Below are 19,401 nucleotides of genomic sequence, written 5' to 3' on the forward strand. Positions count from 1 at the left end.
TGCCTCCTTCTTCGTCACGGCCTCCTTCTTCGTCACGGCCTCCTTCTTCGTCACGGCCTCCTTCTTCGTCACGGCCTCCCTCTTCGTCACGGCCTCCCTCTTCGTCACTGCCTCCCTCTTCCTCCTCGCCCTTCTTCGCCTCTCCCTCTCCCTCTCCCTCTCCCGCCTCGGCTTCTGCGCGCGCGTCGTTCGTGGCTTCGGGTGGAGCTCCCACCAGCGGTCCTGGCCGTGGCGTGGGCTCCGATGGCCGGGCGGGGCATCGCCGTGTGCGGCGCCGGCGGCGGCGCGAGCACGTGGCGGCCGAGCGGGTGCGCCGCCGGGCGGCCCGCCTCTTCGACCAGCCGCCGGACTCTGCGGTGGATGCGGCCTCCCTGCCGCGGTGGGACGGTCCGGCCGTTCCGCGCTGGGCCGTCGACCGGAGCGCCGCGGAAGCCTTCGCGGCCCGGACCCGCGAGCGCTCGGACCTCACGACCACGGTGGTACGCCGCCGGGGTGCGACCACGGTGGTACGCCGCCGGGGGACGGCCGCGGACGAAGGCGTACGGGGGTCGTCGTCGTCCGCGGTCGGCGAGCTGGATTCGGTGGGTGTGGGTGTGGGTGCCGGTGCGGGGGCTGGTGTTGGTGCTCAGGCTGCGGAGGGCGCCGATTGGGTGGCGGCCCCGGCGGCTGATGACACGTGGGGTGAACCCGACGTGGACAACGGGCGCCCCGAGCGGTGGCGTTCGGCCGTGCGGGAGCGGCTGCCGCTGTGGCTGCAGACCCGGTGCGGTCTGGAGCGGCGCAGTGTCATCGTGCTCATGGTGCTCCTGGTCGCCGGCGCCGCGTTCGCCGTGCAGCACTTCTGGCTGGGGCGGCCGCAGCCGGTCGGCGCACCGGATGTCGTCCGGGCGGCTCCGGCGGTGTCCGCGGATGTGGACACGGGTGGGGATGCGGGTGCTGCGGACGGTCCCGGCGGTGCGGCGGGGGATCGATCGGCAGATCCAACGGGCGCCGGTGGCCTGCTCGTTGTCGACATCGGCGGCAAGGTGCGGGAACCGGGTGTGCATCGTCTGCCCCTGGGTTCCCGGGTCGCGGATGCGCTGCGTGCCGCGGGCGGCGCGAAACCCGGGACGGATCTGTCGGGTCTCAACCGGGCGCGACTGCTCGTCGACGGTGAGCAGGTCGTGGTCGGCGCACCGCCCGGAGCGCAGGGCGCGGGTTCCACCGCGGTACCTGGGGGAGCGGCGCCCGCCGGCCCCGTGAGCCTCAACTCGGCGACGGCGGACCAGCTCGACACCCTGCCTGGCGTCGGCCCGGTCCTGGCCCAGCACATCATCGACTACCGCACGCAGAACGGCGGTTTCCGCTCGGTGGACGAACTCAGAGAGGTCAACGGCATCGGAGATCGCCGCTTCGCGGACCTCAAGGACGCGGTGCGGCCGTGAGCCGGTGGGGTGCGGTGCCTCGTGGTGGGGCGGACCCGGACGGCGGCGCGGTGACGCCACGTTCCGTGGTGCGTGCTGCGTCGGGGCACCGTCTCGGCGCGGGCAACGGGGCAGGGTCTGTTGGGGGAGTGCCCCCCATCGGGGCGGATCGGGATGGCGGCGCGGTGACGCCTCGCCCTGCGGTGCACGCCGAGTCGGGGCACCGCTTGGGCGCGTCCCATCCGCGGCAGGAGGGCCCCGCGGACCTCCGCCTGATCCCACCCGCCCTCGCGACCTGGGGCGCGTCGGCCCTTGCGGTCGGGCGCCCGATGGACGCGATCTGGCCCGCGGCGGTGGTCGCTCTTGTGGCTGGGCTGGCGTTGCTGGGCTGGGAGTTGAGGCGGCGGCGCCAGGTGGCACGGGCGAAGGAGGGTCCGCGGACGCAAGCGGAGCTTCGGCGCCCGCGGACACGCGAGCCCGAGACCCGCACCCACCTCCGTACCCCCACCCTGCTCGCCACCGCCGCCGCACTGCTCTGCGCGGCGGGCGGTGCGCTCTCCGCCGGACTGCATTCGGCCGGTCTGTATCAGGGGCCGATTCCGGAGCTCGCGGGCAGCTACACCACGGTGACCGTCGAGCTGACGGTCACCTCGGATCCCCGCGTCGCGCGGCCACGAGTCAACGGCGACCGGCAAGCGCCGCCCAGCATCGTGTTCGACGCCGACGTCCGCCGCGTGACCTTCGCCGAGAGCGGCACGGTCACCACCCGCACCCCTGTCCTCGTCATCGCCCGCCATGATCCCGCCGCCGCCGGCGGAGGCCGCACGACATCGGCCCAACCACCGATCACCTCCCCGTGGTTGTCCCTGCTCCCGTCCACTCGCGTCCACCTCCGCGCACCTCTCTCACCCCCACTGCCCGGCGGAGCGGACCGCATCGCGGCCGTTCTGCGGGTGCCCGGCGCGCAGCCGCCCCGTGTCATCGAGCCGCCCAGTGCCCTGCAGCGGACCGCGGGCGAGTTGCGGGCAGGGCTGCGTGAGGCCACCGACCCGCTCTCCGCCGACGCCCGCGCCCTGCTCCCGGGTCTCGTCGTGGGCGACACGACCCGAGTGCCGCCCGACCTGGAGGACGCCTTCCGGGCCACGGACCTCACTCATCTGCTCGCCGTCTCGGGCAGCAACCTCACCATCGTCCTCGTACTCCTCATCGGACCGCCCGCGTTGGCGATGCGCGCCGAACGCCGTGGCCTCGCACCCCGGCTCGGCCTGTCGCTGCGGACCACGGCGGTATGCGGCGGAGTGCTGACGCTGGCGTTCGTCGTCGTCTGCCGCCCCGACCCCAGCGTGCTGCGCGCGGCGGCCTGCGGGGCGATCGCCCTCCTCGCCATCGCGACCGGCCGCCGCCGCTCCCTCCTGCCCGCCCTCGCCGCGGCCGCCTTGCTCCTGCTCCTCTACGACCCCTGGCTGTCGCACAGTTACGGCTTCCTTCTCTCGGTGCTCGCCACCGGGGCGCTCCTGGTCATCGCGCCGGGCTGGAGCGCCGCGCTGCAACGCCGTGGCGTCCCGCCCCGGCTCGCGGAGGCGCTCGCCGCCGCCGGATCGGCGCAGGCCGTTTGCGCGCCCGTGGTCGTCGTGATCTCCTCCCGCGTCAGCCTCGTCGCGATCCCCTGCAATCTCCTGGCCGAACTCGCGGTGGCCCCCGCCACCGTGCTCGGCTTCGCCACGCTCGCGCTCGCCCCGTTCGCGATGCCCGCCGCCAAAGCCCTGGCCTGGTGCGCGGGTTGGCCCACGGAATGGGTCGCGTCGGTGGCCCGTACGGGCGCCGAGCAACCCGGCGCACAGGCGGACTGGCCCGACGGCTGGACCGGCGGACTGCTCCTCGCCGCACTGGTGCTCGCACTGCTGCCCCTGGCACGGCGCGTCCTGCGCCACCCCGCCGCACTGATCGTGTGCGCCTCGCTCCTGGTGCTCGCCGTCCTGCGGCCCGCCCCGCTCACCCGGGTCCTGACCGGCTGGCCGCCGCCCGACTGGCGGTTCGTGATGTGCGATGTCGGTCAGGGCGACGCGTCCGTGCTCGCCACGGGGCCCGGTACGGCCGTGGTCGTCGACGCCGGGCCCGATCCGCGGCTCGTGGACCGCTGTCTGCACGCGCTCGGCGTGACCCGTATCCCGCTCGTCCTCCTCACACACTTCCACGCGGATCACGTCGCCGGCCTTCCCGGCGTACTGAAGGGTCGCTCCGTCGGGGCGATCCAGACGACCGGTTTGCAGGACCCGCCCGGACAGGCCGCGTTCGTGCGGGCCGAGGCGGAGAAGCAGGGCGTTCCCGTGGTGGCCGCGCGGGCGGGGGAGCGGCGGCGGGCGGGACCGGTCCGCTGGCAGGTCCTGTGGCCGCCGGCCGACCGTCCGGGAGCCGTGCACCCGCCGGGCGTGGTCCCGCCGCAGGAGGCGAACGACGCCAGCGTCACCCTCCTCGTCCGTACGGCCGGTCTGACGCTGCTGCTCCCCGGCGACCTCGAACCCCCTTCCCAGCAGGCCCTGTTGAAGGCGTATCCCGGGCTTCCGCCGGTGGACGTCCTCAAGGTCCCGCATCACGGGTCGCCCCATCAGGACCCACGCTTTCTGCAGCGCACCCGGCCCCGCCTCGCCGTGATCGGTGTGGGACAGGACAACGGTTACGGCCACCCGTCACCCGCGGTCCTCACGGCGCTGCGTTCCTTCGGCACGACGGTCGCGCGCACGGACATGGACGGAGCGGTGGCGGTGACCGGCAACGGCAGAACCCTCCACGTCCACACCACCAACGGCACCCCCACGACACCAGCGGCCTCCACCCCACAGTCCTCTACCTCAGCGGCCACCACCCCACCTCCGCCCCCGACCAGCCGCTCGCCCCAGCCCGCCGCGCGTCACACTGGACGCATGACCTTGGATCACCGCTCCATCGAGGACAGCAACGGTGAGGACCACAGGAGCCGGGGCCGCGGCGGCGAGGACCGCCATGGCGAGAGCCGTCTCGGCGACGACCGCGTCGAGGCGTATCTGCGCCGCATCGGGGCCGACCGCCCGCGCCGGCCCGACGCCGAGGCGCTGCGGTTGCTGCAGGAGCGGCATCTGCGCAGCGTCCCCTTCGAGAACCTGTCGATCCATCTGGGAGAGGAGATCCGGCTGGAGTCCGAGGCACTGGTCGCGAAGATCGTCGACGCCCGTCGCGGCGGCTTCTGCTACGAACTCAACGGCGCCTTCGCCGCCCTGCTCACCGCGCTCGGCTTCGACGTGACGCTGCTGCAGGCACGGGTGTACGACGGTCAGGGACGTCCCGGCATCCCGTACGACCACCTGGCGCTGCGGGTGTGTGACGTGGACGGCGGTGTGTGGCTGGCCGACGTCGGCTTCGGCGCGCACAGCCTGCATCCGCTCGTCTACGGCGAGCGGGGTGAGCAGCGCGACCCGGACGGGGTGTTCCGGATCGCCGAGGCTGCCGGGGGCGATCTCGATCTGTTCCAGGACGGCAAGGCGCAGTTCGTGCTCGACCCGCGGCCGCGTGCGCTGCGCGACTTCACGGCCGGCGCCTGGTACCACCGCACGTCGCCCGACTCGCACTTCACGCGCTCGCTGGTGTGCTCCCTCCGTACGGACCGGGGACGCACCACCCTCAGCGGCAGGAAGCTGACCGTCACGGAGGACGGCCGGCGCCGTACGGCCGAACTGGCCACCGACGCCGAGGTGTTGGCGGCCTACCGCGACCACTTCGGCATGCCCCTCGACCACCTGCCGAAGGACCCCACGACCACCTGACCGACCACCAGACCGACCTCACGCGCCCGCACGCGACCCCGCTTGGCCCCGCCACAACCGGAACGGCAAATTCACCCGAACTCACCAGTAACCCCCAGTGCCGCCCCACCCGCACATTCCCGCGATGTGACCCCGTGTTGCCCCGAAAGCCGCACAGATGGTCGAATGCATCGTCGGCACCCGCTCGGGCATCCGCTCGGGCACCCGCACACGCCGACGGAACACAGCAGACTGACAAGTCGTTCAGGGGGACACACGATGTTCGGCCGCCTCGGCAACCGTTCGGACCGCATGGGCCGTCGCAGGGCACGTGTCCACCAGGGCGGACTCGCCCCCGCCGGCGCGCTCACCGTGCCGTCCAACGGAGGCCTGCTCAGCTGCCGCGTGCTCGACCCGGTCAGCGAGCCGGTGCGCGGCGCCGAGTTCGCCGTGACCGACGCCATGGGCCGCAAGGTCGTCTCCGGTGAGGCGGACCCGTACGGCTCGTTCGTGGCCTCCGTCCCCGCGGGCGAGTACCGGCTCGCGGTCTCCGCCGACGGCTATGCGCCCTTCCGCTCCGGCGCCACCGTCGAGCCGAGCGGTCACGCGGCGCTGGGCGATGTGATGCTCCAGGTCTCGCCGCCCCCTGCGCTCCCCGACCCGGGCGACTGGGAGATGGAGCCGACGCATTCCTCGATCGCGTTCACGGCGCGGCACATCGGGCTCGCCCGGATCCACGGCCGGTTCAACACATTCGCCGGCGCGATCCGTATAGCCGACCGCATGGAGCAGTCCGCGATGCACGTGGTGATCGACGCCTCCTCCATCGACACCAACGTCAAGATGCGCGACGACCATCTGCGCTCGGCCGACTTCCTGGACGTCGACCGCTATCCGACGCTCGAGTTCTACAGCGACCGCTTCCTGCACCGCGGCGGCACCCGCTGGGCCGTCACCGGCGCGCTCTCGCTGCACGGCGTGACGCGCACGGTCACCCTCGACACGGAGTACCTGGGCATCGGCAACGGGATGGAGGGCGAGACCCGCGCCGCCTGCCGCGCCACCACCGAGCTGCACCGCGACGACTTCACGGTCAGCTGGCAGACCATGCTCGCCCGCGGCATCGCGGTGGTCGGCCCCAGCATCACGATCGACCTCGACGTCCAGATCGTCCCCAAGTCCTGACCCTCACCCCGCCCACGGTCCGGTGATGCGCGAGAATGGGCAGGTGAGCGACGTACGACATGTCCTGGTGCTGCCGGACCGTGATACCGCGGAAGAGCTGATCGAGGCCCTGCCCGCCCGCTTCGGCAGCGCGGAGGAGCCTCAGCTCGTGCGGGATGCCCTCGCCGGTGAGGACGACGCCGAGGACGCCCAGTGGCTGGTGGTCCTCGTCGACGAGGACGAGGCACTCGACGCGGCGGAACTCGACGCGTTCGCCGCCGAGTTCGAGGGCTGGCGCGAGGAGCCGTAACCGGCCCGCGCCACGGGCACCTCCGCCCCCGGACCCCGCGCGCCGGAAGCCCGCACCGCCGACGCCCCCGGCCACGCCACGTCGTCGATCTCCAGCCAGGGCGACGCCGCCGCGCGCGTCGGTGTGAGGCCCGAGAACTCCCTGACCTCGCGGTGCAGATGCGACTGGTCGGTGTACCCGCTCTCGGCCGCGACCGCCGCCGCGGTCCGCCCCGCCGCCAGCAGATGCACGGCACGGTCGAAGCGCACCAGACGCGCCGCGAGCTTGGGCGTGATGCCCAGCTGCGACCGGAAGCGCGCCGAGAGCCGTTTGCGGCTCCAGCCGACCTCGTCCGCGAGCCCGTCGACCCGGACCTGTCCGCAACTGGTGCGCGTACGCCCCCAGATGTGCGCGACCTCCGGATCGACCGTACGCCCGCCGGCGAGCCGTGCGACGAGCAACTGCCGCGCGAGCGCGAACCGTTCCTCCCACGACCCGGCCGCGCGCAACCGCTCCTCGGCCCGGTCGCCGGCGCCCCGGCCCCACAGGTCGTCCAGGGACACCACCGAGCCGAGCAGCCCGTCGGCGTCCCGGAAGACCGCGGCGGCCACGGCCGGTTCGAGCCGGATCTGCAGACAGTCGCCACGGTGCCCGCTCACCCGGACTTCCCCGGGCAGCATCCCGACCACGACGCTTCCGTGCCGCGAGTGCCCGGCGCCGTCGATGATGAGTCCGTCACCCGAGACGTTCAGATCGACGAGCAGTGTGACGGCGGGATGCGCCACCATCGCGATGTCGACGGGCGTGGGCACCCGCAGCGAGAACCCGGCCATCTCGACGCCCGGCAACCGCGCCGCGGGACGCGGTGCGACGACATCGCACAACGCCCAGTCGATGGATGGCTCACCCGCCACCGCAACTGCCGCGGCCATACGTCAAGCCTAGGTTCCCCGCGTACCAGGCGGAATCCCGGAACCGGACGCGGTGAACGCGAGCAGCAGCTCGGCCGTCTCCTGGGGTGCTTCGAGCGGCGCCAGATGGCCGACGCCGGGCAGCATCTCGATCCGCACCCCTGGCACGCTCCCGTACCGCAGCGCGGACGCCGGGTCCCAGCGCGGATCGGCGCTCCCGAAGATCACGTACACCGGAACGTCCAGCGCCGCGAGCCGCGTGGGGACGTCCTGTGCGGAGATGTACGCCCCGTTCGCCTTCAGGACCTTGCGGAACGTGCGGTACGAGATCCCCTTGACCCCCGCGACCAGCTCGGCCGGCACCTCCGCGGGCCGCACCGTCGTCGCGAGCAGCCCTTTGCGGATCACGGCGTCCGTCCGCAGCCCCCACACCAGCGGACCGAACGGCGGCCCGAGCAGGACCCGCAGAATGAGCGGTTCGGGCAGCAGGGCGTCGAGGGCGGGCCCGCTGCTGATCAGCGTCAGCGAGCCGACCAGATCGGGCCGCTGCTCGGCCAGCGCGGTGGCCACGTACCCGCCGCTGGAGTGCCCGGCGACCGCGGCACCGGCGAGCCCGAGCTCGTCGAGGAGCGCCGCCACCCGTCCGGCCTGGAGCGGAACGTCATAGGACGGGGCGGACGGCGACCTGCCGCAGCCCGGCAGATCGACCCGTACGACACGGCGCCGCTGCGCGAGCGGCGCGACCATCGGCTCCCAGCAGGCGCCACTCGCGCCGGAGCCGTGCAGGAGTACCAGCGGCGCCGCCTCGCGCGGCCCGTCCTGGGTCACGTACATCCCGCACCGGATGCGGGCTTCGTCAGCAGTCATACGGAGAGCGTGCGCGCCCGCCGGGCACCGGGTCTTGTACAAATGTCCCCGCCCGTGAGACCCCGCCCGCGAGACCCACCCGCCCCCGGACCCGGCCCGCCAGGCCCGCCCGCCCCGCCGTCGTGCGGCACTGTCAGTCCCCCGTGGGATCCTTGACCGCAATGGCCAGGAACGCTGCTCAAGACGACCCGCTCGCGCCCTTCACCCTCGCCGTGGGCCAGGAGGACCTGCTGCTCGACCGTGCCGTGCAGCAGATCGTCGCCGCGGCCCGCGCGGTCGACGCGGACACGGACGTCCGCGATCTCACCCCCGACCAGCTCCAGCCGGGCACGCTCGCCGAGCTGACGAGCCCCTCGCTGTTCGCCGAGCGCAAGGTCGTCGTCGTACGCAATGCGCAGGACCTGTCCGCGGACACGGTCAAGGATGTGAAGACCTACCTCGCGGCGCCCGCCGAGGAGATCACCCTGGTCCTGCTGCACGCGGGCGGAGCCAAGGGAAAGGGGCTGCTCGACGCGGCCCGCAAGGCCGGTGCCCGTGAGGTTGCCTGCCCGAAGATGACCAAGCCCGCGGACCGGCTCTCGTTCGTACGGAGCGAGTTCCGCACCCTCGGCCGCTCGGCCACCCCGGAGGCCTGCCAGTCCCTGGTCGACGCGATCGGCAGCGATCTGCGGGAGCTGGCGAGCGCGGTCTCGCAGCTTGTCGCGGATGTCGAGGGCACCATCGACGAGGCGGTCGTCGGGCGCTACTACACGGGCCGCGCCGAGGCGTCGAGCTTCACGGTCGCCGACCGTGCGGTGGAGGGCCGGGCGGCCGAGGCGCTGGAGGCCCTGCGCTGGTCGCTGTCCACGGGCGTCGCCCCGGTGATGATCACGAGCGCCCTGGCCCAGGGCGTACGGGCGATCGGCAAGCTCTCCTCGGCCCGCGGAGGCCGCCCCGCCGACCTGGCCCGTGAGCTGGGCATGCCGCCCTGGAAGATCGACCGGGTCCGTCAGCAGATGCGCGGCTGGACCCCGGACGGCGTCGCGGTCGCCCTGCGCGCGGTCGCCGAGGCGGACGCGGGCGTGAAGGGCGGCGGCGACGACCCGGAGTACGCGCTGGAGAAGGCGGTCGTCACGATCGCCCGCGCGGCCCGCTCCCGCGGCGGCCGCTGACCCACAGCCGGAAGGGCGAGCCGTTCGCCCCGCAGCCGGATGACCGCCCCTGGACACAGCAATGCCCCCGGAGTGGGTCCGGGGGCATACGCGCGGCGTGGCGACCGCGTCATCTGTGCGATTCGAGGTAGAGGGCTCGAAGTTGTTCGCGAGGTCTTGCGGTGTGGGGCCGGGCCTCAGCCCGTCCCCTGAGCGGAAGCTCAGCCCTGGAGGGAGGCAACCTTCGAAGCAAGCGCCGACTTCTTGTTGGCGGCCTGGTTCTTGTGGATGACACCCTTGGAGACGGCCTTGTCCAGCTTGCGGGTGGCCTCGCGGAGGGCCGTGGTGGCCTTCTCGACGTCACCGGCGGCGGTCGCCTCACGGGTCTTGCGGATCGCGGTCTTGAGCGAGGACTTGACGGCCTTGTTGCGCAGGCGCGCCTTCTCGTTCGTCTTGTTCCGCTTGATCTGGGACTTGATGTTCGCCACGAAAAGAGCCTTTACAGGTTCGTAGTCCCCGGGAGAGACCCCCGAAGGACTGGTTCTAGATGACGTGCCTCGTTGCTGAGAGGGCAGTAAGACACAGCTGCCCACGGTACCAGCCGTCCCCTGACCGGCCCAAACCGGGCCTTCCCGGCCCTCGCGGACCGGCCCCGCCGGGCTCATCCCCGCGCTCGTGGGACGATGGAGGCTACGTATCGATCCGACCCGAGGCCGCACAGAGCTGCGGACGTCTCAAGAATCAGGACCCTGCGTGCCCGCGACCCCTGTGAATGTGCCCGAGCCGAGCCGTACCGACCCGGCGCTGATCCGCAATTTCTGCATCATCGCGCACATCGACCACGGCAAGTCCACGCTCGCCGACCGCATGCTCCAGTTGACGGGCGTGGTCGAGCAGCGGCAGATGCGTGCTCAGTACCTCGACCGCATGGACATCGAGCGCGAGCGCGGCATCACCATCAAGTCCCAGGCGGTCCGGCTGCCCTGGGCCCCCACCGAGGGCGAGGACCAGGGGAAGACCCACATCCTCAACATGATCGACACCCCGGGCCACGTGGACTTCACGTACGAGGTGTCGCGCTCCCTCGCGGCCTGTGAGGGCACGATCCTCCTGGTCGACGCCGCGCAGGGCATCGAGGCGCAGACCCTCGCCAACCTGTATCTGGCGATGGAGAACGACCTCACCATCGTCCCGGTGCTCAACAAGATCGACCTGCCGGCCGCGCAGCCCGAGAAGTTCTCCGAGGAGCTGGCGAACCTCATCGGCTGCCAGCCCGAGGACGTTCTGAAGGTCTCCGCGAAGACCGGCGTCGGCGTGGACGCGCTGCTCGACCGCGTCGTCCGTGACGTCCCGGCCCCGGTCGGCGTCAAGGACGCCCCGGCCCGCGCGATGATCTTCGACTCGGTCTACGACTCGTACCGCGGTGTGGTCACGTACGTCCGTGTCGTGGACGGCCAGCTCAACAAGCGCGAGCGCATCCGCATGATGTCGACGGGCGCCACCCACGAGCTCCTGGAGATCGGTGTCTCCTCGCCCGAGATGACGCCCTCCGACGGTCTCGGCGTCGGCGAGGTGGGCTACCTGATCACCGGTGTGAAGGACGTCCGCCAGTCGAAGGTCGGTGACACGATCACCTCCTTCCAGAAGGGCGCCACGGAGGCCCTCGGCGGCTACAAGGACCCGAAGCCGATGGTCTTCTCGGGTCTGTATCCGCTGGACGGCTCCGAGTACCCGGACCTGCGCGAGGCCCTCGACAAGCTGCAGCTCAACGACGCCGCCCTCGTCTACGAGCCGGAGACCTCCGCGGCCCTCGGCTTCGGCTTCCGTGTCGGCTTCCTCGGTCTGCTGCACCTGGACGTGATCCGCGAGCGCCTGGAGCGCGAGTTCGGCCTCGACCTGATCGCCACCGCCCCCAACGTGGTCTACCGCGTGATCATGGAGGACGGCACGGAGCACACGGTCACCAACCCGAGCGAGTTCCCCGAGGGCAAGATCGACAAGGTCTTCGAGCCGGTCGTACGGGCCACGATCCTCGCGCCGAGCGAGTTCATCGGCTCGATCATGGAGCTCTGCCAGACCCGCCGCGGCACCCTGCTGGGCATGGACTACCTCTCCGAGGACCGCGTCGAGATCCGCTACACGCTGCCCCTCGCCGAGATCGTCTTCGACTTCTTCGACCAGCTGAAGTCCAAGACCCGCGGCTATGCCTCGCTCGACTACGAGCCCACCGGCGAGCAGGCCTCCAGCCTGGTCAAGGTGGACATCCTGCTGCACGGCGACAAGGTCGACGCCTTCTCGGCCGTCACGCACAAGGACGCGGCGTACGCGTACGGCGTGCGGCTCGTCGCCAAGCTGCGCGAGCTCATCCCGCGGCAGGCCTTCGAGGTGCCGATCCAGGCCGCCATCGGGTCGCGGGTCATCGCCCGCGAGACCATCCGCGCCATCCGCAAGGACGTCCTCGCCAAGTGCTACGGCGGTGACATCTCCCGTAAGCGGAAGCTCCTCGAGAAGCAGAAGGAAGGCAAGAAGCGGATGAAGATGGTCGGCTCCGTCGAGGTGCCGCAGGAAGCCTTCATCGCGGTGCTCTCCAGCGACGAGAGCCCGAAGAAGAAGTAGGGCGCCCCGGAACCGGGCGTTCCGGACTTCGCGGTCCGGCATCCGGACACCGCCCGCCCGTCACGGGCCCGCAGCGCACCCGCGCCGCGGGCCCGTTGCCGTTCTGTGAGGAACTGACAGCTCAAGGCCCCTTACGCGCCGGGCCCGGGCCCTCTACTCTGATCACTGCTCGTTAGTTACTCGCAAGTTAAACAACGCACACCACAGTACGCACCAGCAGCCACTCAGTCGCATCAGTCGCACGCACTGTCGCGGGCCCGGAGGATGTCGTGAGCGACACACAGAACTTGATCGAGAACCGCCCGCCTTCCGTGGCGAACCTCTTCCTTGAGCGCGTGGCCCAGACCCCGGACGGGGAGGCCTACCGCTACCCGGTGCCGCCGGCCTCCGGCCAGGGCCCCGACGACTGGAAGTCCCTGAGCTGGGCCGAGGCCGCGGAGCGCGTCTTCGCGGTCGCCGCCGGTCTGCTCGACCTCGGCGTACAGCCGGAGCAGCGGGTCGCGCTCGCCGCCAACACCCGCGTCGAGTGGATCCTCACCGACCTGGGCATTCTCTGCGCCGGCGCGGCCACGACCACGGTCTACGCCTCGACGAACGCCGAGGAGGCCGCGTACATCCTGAGCGACTCCGAGAGCCAGGTGCTGATCGCCGAGGACGCCGCGCAGCTGGCGAAGGCGCGTGAGCGCCGGGCCGAACTGCCCGACCTCAAGCACGTCGTGGTGATCGAGGCCGCCGACGCGCAGCCCGCCGAGGGCGACCCGGAGGGCTGGGTGCTCTCGCTCGCGGACCTGGAGGCCCGCGGAGCGGCGTACCTGGAGAAGAACCCGGACTCCGTCAAGGAGCGGGTCGCGGCCCTCACCAAGGACCAGCTGGCCACCCTGATCTACACCTCGGGCACCACCGGCAAGCCCAAGGGCGTCCGGCTGCCGCACGACAACTGGTCGTACATGGCGAAGGCCATCGCGCAGACCGGACTGTGCGGACCCGACGACGTGCAGTACCTGTGGCTGCCGCTCGCGCACGTCTTCGGCAAGGTGCTGACCTCCGGGCAGATCGAGGTCGGGCACGTCACCGCCGTGGACGGCCGCGTCGACAAGATCATCGAGAATCTGCCGGTCGTGCAGCCGACCTACATGGCCGCTGTGCCGCGCATCTTCGAGAAGGTCTACAACGGGGTCGCGGCCAAGGCACGCGCCGGCGGCGGTGCCAAGTACAAGATCTTCCAGTGGGCGGCGGGCGTCGCCCGTGAGTACGCGCAGGTCACGCAGGACAACTTCCGGCGTACCGGCAAGTCCTCGGCGCCGTTCGGTCTGAGCGCCAAGCACGCCGTCGCCGACAAGCTGGTCTACGGCAAGCTGCGCGAGGCCTTCGGCGGCCGGCTGCGCGCCTGCGTCTCCGGTTCGGCCGCGCTCGCGCCCGACATCGGCTACTTCTTCGCGGGCGCCGGCATCCACATCCTGGAGGGCTACGGCCTCACCGAGTCCAGCGCCGCCTCCTTCGTGAACCCCGGCGAGGCCTACCGCACCGGCACGGTCGGCAAGCCGCTGCCCGGCTGCGAGGTGCGGATCGCCGACGACGGCGAGATCCTCCTCCGCGGCCCCGGCATCATGCAGGGCTACCACGGGCTGCCCGAGAAGACCGCCGAAGTCCTCGAGTCCGACGGCTGGTTCCACACCGGCGACATCGGCGAGCTGTCCGTAGACGGCTACCTGCGGATCACCGACCGCAAGAAGGACCTCATCAAGACGTCCGGCGGCAAGTACATCGCGCCGTCCGAGGTCGAGGGCCAGTTCAAGGCCGTCTGCCCGTACGTCTCGAACATCCTGGTCATCGGCGCCGACCGCAACTACTGCACCGCGCTGATCGCCCTGGACGAGCCGTCCATCACCACGTGGGCGAAGGAGGAGGGCCTCTCCTCCACCGCGTACGCGGACGTACTCGCCGACGCGCGGACGAACGCGCTCATCGAGGGCTACGTCAAGGAGCTCAACCAGGGCCTGCAGAAGTGGCAGACCATCAAGCAGTTCCGGATCCTGCCGCGTGACCTCGACGTCGAGCACGGCGAGCTGACGCCGAGCCTCAAGCTCAAGCGGCCCGTCGTGGAGCGGGAGTTCAAGCCGCTCGTCGACGAGATGTACGCGGGCGCCCGCGAGGCGTAGCACCTGCCGCGGACGGGGGGGGGGGGGGGGGGGGGGGGGGGGGGGCGCCCCCCCCCCCCCCCCCCCCCCCCCCCCCCCCCCGCCCCCCCCCCCCCCCCCCCCCCCCCCCCCCAAAACACCCCCCCCCCCCCCCGCGGCGGGCGGGCCGCCGGCCCCCCCCCCCCCCCCCCCCCCGCGGGGGGGGGGGGGGGGGGCCCCCCCCCCCCCCCCCCCCCCCCCCCCCGCATCCGTGTCAGGAGCTCCTCCATCTGCGCCAGTTCGCCGCGCGCCGCCGCCAGTTCGGCCGCGTCGGGCTCCACGAGATGCGACTCGATCCGGGCCAGCCGCTCCGACAGCTCCGAGAACTGGGCCTGTTCGCGCGCGAGCAGCCGCTGGAGCTGCAGGTTCTTGCGGTGCAGATCCAGGAAGACGGTCACCTTGGCGCGCAGCACCCACGGGTCGAAGGGCTTGGTGAGGTAGTCCGCCGCCCCCGTCGCGTAACCCCGGAAGGCATATCCCGTATCGGCGTCCGTGCCGGTCAGGAAGATGATCGGGATGTCCTTGGTCTGGTCGAGCCGCTTGATGTTCGCGGCGGTCTCGAAGCCGTCCATGCCGGGCATCCGGACGTCGAGCAGGACCACGGCGAAGTGCTGCCGCAGCAGCGCCTTCATCGCCTCCTCGCCCGAACGCGCCCGGACCAGCGGCTCGTTGAGCGACCCCAGGACGGCCTCCAGCGCGGTCAGGTTGTCCTCCATGTCGTCGACGAGGAGGATGCTGGCGCTGTCGTCGGCCGGGAAACCGGCTTTCGCAACCTCAGAACTCATGGTGGTAAGGCCTATTCGGTCTCGGGCGGGGCGGCGGGCTCCCCTATGCCGCTCGCCTGCCCCTGATCGATTGCTGCGTGCCCGTGCTGCTCCGCCGCGGTGCCCTCGGGATCCGGGGCAGCTCCCTCGGGGTCCAGGAGGGAGCACATCACCGTCAGCAGTTTGTCCACGTCCACCGGCTTGGGGACGTAGTCGTTCGCGCCGCCCGCGATGGCCTTCTCGCGGTCTCCCGGCATGGCCTTCGCGGTGAGGGCGACGATGGGCAGATCCGCCCAGCGCGGGGTGCGGCGGATGACCTCGATCGTCTCGTAGCCGTCCATCTCGGGCATCATGATGTCCATCAGGACCACCTCGACGTCCCCGTTGCGGTCGAGGATCTCGATGCCCTCGCGGCCGTTCTCCGCGTACAGGACGGGCATGCCGACGCGGCCGAGCACATGGGTCAGGGCGAAGACGTTGCGGATGTCGTCGTCCACGATGAGGACGCGGTGGCCCTGCAGCACCTGCCCGGCGCGGCCCGAGCGCCACTCCTCCAGCTTCGTGGTGGCCGGCCAGTTGTCCTCCTGGTCGTGGGCCGGGTCCGGCGCCGCCGGGTCGTGCACGGCCAACGGGCCCTCGCCCGACTGCTGTCCCGGCAGCCGCAGCGAGCGCAGGCCCTGGGTCAGTTCGCCGTCCTCGGCCTTCGGATCCGGTACCGGGCCGTGCCCGGAGTGCGCCACGGGCACGTACAGCGTGAAGGTGGAGCCCTTGCCGGGTTCGCTCTCGGCGACGATCCGGCCGCCGAGCAGGCCCGCGATCTCCCGGCTGATGGAGAGGCCGAGGCCCGTGCCGCCGTACTTGCGGTTGGTGGTGCCGTCCGCCTGCTGGAACGCCTCGAAGATCACCGGGAGTTTGTCGGGGGCGATGCCGATGCCCGTGTCCGACACGGCGAAGGCGATCAGGTCCTCGGTCTCCCTCTCCTTGAAGAAGGTGAGGTGCTCGCCGTCCACGTTCTTGACGCGGTTCACGCGCAGTTCGACGCGGCCGTTCGCGGTGAACTTCACCGCGTTGGACAGGAGGTTGCGCAGGATCTGCTGGAGGCGCTGTTCGTCCGAGTAGATCTCACGCGGTACGTCCTCGCCGACCGCCACCTCGAAGGCCAGGCCCCGGTCGAGGGTGAGGGGGCGGAAGGTGGCGTGGACGTAGTCGAGCAGCTTGATGAGCGGCAGCTTCTTCGGGCGGACGTCCATCCGGCCCGCCTCGATCTTGGACAGGTCGAGGATGTCGTTGATCAGCTGGAGCAGATCGGTGCCCGAGCGGTGGATGGTCGTGGCGAACTGGACCTCCTGGTCGTTCAGCCGCCCCTCCGGGTTGTCGGCGAGCAGCCGGGCCAGGATCAGCAGGGAGTTCAGCGGGGTGCGCAGCTCGTGCGACATGTTCGCCAGGAACTCCGACTTGTACTGCGAGGAGGTGGCGAGCAGCGCCGCCTTCTCCTCCAGCTCGGCGTTCGAGCGCTGCAACTCGGCCTGCTGGCGCTGCAGTTCGTCCGAACGTTCCTGCAGTTGCAGGGCGAGCCGCTGGGACTCGCCGAGCAGCGATTCCGTACGGGAGTTGGCGATGATGGTGTTGATCGCGACGCCGATGGTGTTCACGAACTGGTCGAAGAACGCCAGGTGCACATCCGAGAACCGGGAGAACGAGGCCAGCTCGATGACACCGAGCAGCCGGTCCTCGAAGAGGATCGGGATGATGACGACGCTGCTGGGTGCCGCGTCGCCGAGCCCTGAATTGATCTTGATGTAGTCCGGCGGCGCCTCCTCGACGAGGATCCGCTTCTTCTCCAGGGCCGCCTGCCGTACGAGGCCGTGCACGGGCATCGCGCCGGTCTCGATGACGGAGCCGTGCGCCGATCCGTAACCGCCGATGAAGGCAAGGCCCTTGGACGGTACGGAGGTGCGCAGGGCCGTGCCCTCGGCCTCGGGTTCGGCCAGGAAGAACGCGCCGTACTGCGCGTTCACCAGCGGGGTCAGCTCGCGCAGGATCAGGTCCGCGACCTCCATCAGGTCGCGGTGGCCCTGCATCAAGGCTGCGAGACGGGCCAGGTTGGACTCCAGCCAGTCCTTCGCGCGGGTGGTCTCGCGCAGGTTGGACACCATCACATTGATGTTGTCCTTGAGCTCGGCGACCTCGCCCTGGGTCTCGACCGTGATCGAGCGCGACATGTCACCCTGCGCGACCGCGGAGGCCACCTCGCCGATCGCACGGACCTGGGTGGTGAGGTTGAGCGCCAGCTCGTTCACATTGGTCGTGAGGCGCTTCCACGTGCCGTACACGCCCTCGACGCGCGCCTGGCCGCCGAGCTGCCCCTCGGAGCCGACCTCGCGGGCCACGCGGGTGACCTCGGAGGAGAAGGACGAGAGCGTGTCGACCATCGTGTTGATGGTGGTCTTGAGTTCCAGGATCTCGCCGCGCGCGTCCACGTCGATCTTCTTGGACAGGTCGCCCTGCGCGACGGCGGTGGCGACCTGGGCGATGTTGCGGACCTGCGAAGTGAGGTTGTCCGCCATGTAGTTGACGTTGTCCGTGAGGTCCTTCCAGACGCCCGATACGCCGAGGACCTGGGCGCGGCCGCCGAGCCTGCCGTCGGTGCCGACCTCGCGGGCCACGCGCGTGACCTCGTCGGCGAAGGCGCGCAGCTGCTGCACCATCGTGTTGACGGTGTCCTTCAGCTCCAGGATCTCGCCGCGCGCGTCGACCGTGATCTTCTTCGACAGATCGCCGTTGGCGACGGCCGTGGTGACCTGGGCGATGTTGCGGACCTGCGAAGTCAGGTTGGACGCCATGAAGTTGACGTTGTCCGTCAGCTCCTTCCAGACGCCCGAGACGCCGCGGACCTGCGCCTGACCGCCGAGGTTGCCCTCGGTGCCGACCTCGCGGGCCACGCGGGTCACCTCGCCCGCGAAGCCGGAGAGCTGGTCGACCATGGTGTTGAAGGTCGTCTTGAGCTCCAGGATCTCGCCCTTGGCCTCGACCGTGATCTTCTTCGACAGGTCGCCCTGGGCGACGGCGGTCGACACGAGCGCGATGTTGCGGACCTGCGAAGTGAGGTTGTCCGCCATGAAGTTGACGTTCTCGGTGAGGTCCTTCCAGACGCCCGAGACGCCGCGGACCTGCGCGCGTCCGCCCAGCTTGCCCTCCGTACCGACCTCGCGGGCCACGCGCGTGACCTCGTCGGCGAAGGCGGAGAGCTGGTCGACCATCGTGTTGACCGTGGACTTCAGCTCCAGGATCTCGCCGCGCGCGTCCACCGTGATCTTCTGGCTGAGATCCCCGTACGCCACCGCCGTGGTCACCTGCGCGATGTTGCGCACCTGGGAGGTCAGGTTGGACGCCATGAAGTTCACGTTGTCCGTGAGGTCCTTCCAGACCCCGCTCGCGCCGCGGACCTGAGCGCGGCCGCCCAACTGGCCCTCCGTACCGACCTCGCGGGCCACGCGCGTGACCTCGTCGGCGAAGGCGGAGAGCTGGTCGACCATCGTGTTCACGGTGAGCTTCAGTTCGAGCAGCTCGCCGGTCGCCTCGACCGTGACCGTACGCGTCAGGTCGCCGCTCGCCACCGCCGTGGTCACCGCGGCGATATCGCGCACCTGGGCCGTGAGGCGCGAGGCCATCGTGTTGACCGCCTCGGTGACCGCCCGCCAACTCCCGGACAGACCCGTCACCTTGGCGCGGCCGCCCAGCCGGCCCTCGGTGCCGACCTCGCGGGCGACGCGCGTGACCTCGCCCGTGAACAGGGAGAGCTGGTCGACCATCTTGTTGACCGCGCGGCCCAGGCGCCGCAGGTCGCCGCGCAACTGGCGGTTGCCGTCGTGGAGATCGACCCGCTGGGTCAGATCACCCCCGGCGACCGCGTCCAGCACACGCGTGGCGTTGGCGGCGGGGGCCACCAGCGCGTCCACCACGGTGTTCGCATCCGTGACCGCCGTCGACCAGGCGCCCTGGCCCGGCGAGGCCGCGACCCGTTCGTCGAGTCTGCCGTGGCGGACGATCTCGCGGCGGAGTCTGGCCAGCTCGGCGGCCAGATGCTGGTTGCGGTCCGCGATCTGGTTGAAGACCGCGGCCAGTTCGGCCGAGACACCCGTCGAACCCTCCGGCGCACGCACCCGGAAGTCGCCATCGCGCAGCGAAGTCATCGCGGCGAGCAGCGGGTGAAAGTCCTCAGCCCGGAAATGACCATTTCCGAGCGCCGGCAGTTCGATGTTGTCACTCATGGCGGCCCACTTCAGTAACTCGTCGCTTATGGG

General features: G+C 71.2%; 9 protein-coding genes and 4 pseudogenes. 8 read left to right on the forward strand and 5 right to left on the reverse strand.

Annotated elements, in window-relative coordinates; all coding sequences use genetic code 11:
• The first annotated feature begins 266 nt into the window (after positions 1 to 266).
• The 5 genes and pseudogenes from ACIBI4_RS26130 to ACIBI4_RS26150 all read left to right on the forward strand — a co-directional run bounded on the left by ACIBI4_RS26130 (position 267) and on the right by ACIBI4_RS26150 (position 6,653).
• The gene (locus ACIBI4_RS26130; RefSeq protein ID WP_399206479.1) at positions 267 to 1,424 is read left to right on the forward strand and encodes a helix-hairpin-helix domain-containing protein; all 1,158 of its coding nucleotides are present in this window, start codon (positions 267 to 269) and stop codon (positions 1,422 to 1,424) included.
• A gap of 182 nt (positions 1,425 to 1,606) precedes the next feature.
• Positions 1,607 to 4,195 (forward strand): annotated as a pseudogene (locus tag ACIBI4_RS26135) (ComEC/Rec2 family competence protein); the annotation flags it as partial.
• Positions 4,196 to 4,546: 351 nt separating this feature from the next.
• A pseudogene (locus ACIBI4_RS26140) lies at positions 4,547 to 5,200 on the forward strand (arylamine N-acetyltransferase); the annotation flags it as partial.
• A gap of 258 nt (positions 5,201 to 5,458) precedes the next feature.
• Positions 5,459 to 6,364 (forward strand): YceI family protein, encoded by a 906-nt coding sequence (locus tag ACIBI4_RS26145; protein ID WP_399206480.1) that lies wholly within the window; start codon positions 5,459 to 5,461, stop codon positions 6,362 to 6,364.
• A 43-nt stretch (positions 6,365 to 6,407) separates the two neighbouring features.
• Positions 6,408 to 6,653 carry a hypothetical protein gene (locus tag ACIBI4_RS26150; protein ID WP_399206481.1) on the forward strand — a complete coding sequence of 82 codons (246 nt, stop codon included), beginning with the start codon at positions 6,408 to 6,410 and terminating at the stop codon, positions 6,651 to 6,653.
• A 125-nt stretch (positions 6,654 to 6,778) separates the two neighbouring features.
• Here ACIBI4_RS26150 and ACIBI4_RS26155 read toward each other — a convergent pair.
• Together ACIBI4_RS26155 and ACIBI4_RS26160 are read right to left on the reverse strand one after the other, a co-directional pair.
• Positions 6,779 to 7,564 (reverse strand): annotated as a pseudogene (locus ACIBI4_RS26155) (helix-turn-helix domain-containing protein); the annotation flags it as partial.
• A gap of 9 nt (positions 7,565 to 7,573) precedes the next feature.
• A complete protein-coding gene (locus ACIBI4_RS26160) occupies positions 7,574 to 8,410 on the reverse strand; it encodes an alpha/beta fold hydrolase (protein ID WP_399206482.1) in 837 nt (278 codons plus the stop codon).
• A gap of 161 nt (positions 8,411 to 8,571) precedes the next feature.
• Here ACIBI4_RS26160 and holA point away from each other — a divergent pair, with 161 nt between their 5' ends.
• Positions 8,572 to 9,561, forward strand: a complete 990-nt coding sequence (gene holA, locus ACIBI4_RS26165) for a DNA polymerase III subunit delta (RefSeq protein ID WP_399206483.1) — start codon at positions 8,572 to 8,574, stop codon at positions 9,559 to 9,561.
• 200 nt (positions 9,562 to 9,761) lie between these two features.
• On the opposite strand, the gene rpsT is transcribed toward holA, so the two are convergent.
• The gene (gene rpsT / locus ACIBI4_RS26170) at positions 9,762 to 10,028 is read right to left on the reverse strand and encodes a 30S ribosomal protein S20 (protein WP_399206484.1); all 267 of its coding nucleotides are present in this window, start codon (positions 10,026 to 10,028) and stop codon (positions 9,762 to 9,764) included.
• A gap of 265 nt (positions 10,029 to 10,293) precedes the next feature.
• Between rpsT and lepA the strand changes: the two genes are divergently transcribed.
• Both lepA and ACIBI4_RS26180 read left to right on the forward strand, forming a co-directional pair.
• Entirely contained in the window at positions 10,294 to 12,156 is a 1,863-nt protein-coding gene (gene lepA / locus ACIBI4_RS26175; RefSeq protein WP_399206485.1) for a translation elongation factor 4, read from the forward strand.
• Between the two features lie 269 nt (positions 12,157 to 12,425).
• Positions 12,426 to 14,315: an AMP-dependent synthetase/ligase gene (locus tag ACIBI4_RS26180; protein ID WP_399206487.1), complete on the forward strand. Its 1,890-nt coding sequence runs from the start codon at positions 12,426 to 12,428 to the stop codon at positions 14,313 to 14,315.
• A gap of 331 nt (positions 14,316 to 14,646) precedes the next feature.
• Here ACIBI4_RS26180 and ACIBI4_RS26185 read toward each other — a convergent pair.
• A pseudogene (locus tag ACIBI4_RS26185) lies at positions 14,647 to 15,118 on the reverse strand (two-component system response regulator); the annotation flags it as partial.
• An 11-nt stretch (positions 15,119 to 15,129) separates the two neighbouring features.
• Positions 15,130 to 19,290, reverse strand: a complete 4,161-nt coding sequence (locus tag ACIBI4_RS26190) for a HAMP domain-containing protein (protein WP_399206646.1) — start codon at positions 19,288 to 19,290, stop codon at positions 15,130 to 15,132.
• Positions 19,291 to 19,401 lie beyond the last annotated feature (111 nt).

The organism is Streptomyces sp. NPDC050418 (assembly GCF_044458745.1).
Taxonomy (GTDB): Bacteria; Actinomycetota; Actinomycetes; order Streptomycetales; family Streptomycetaceae; genus Streptomyces.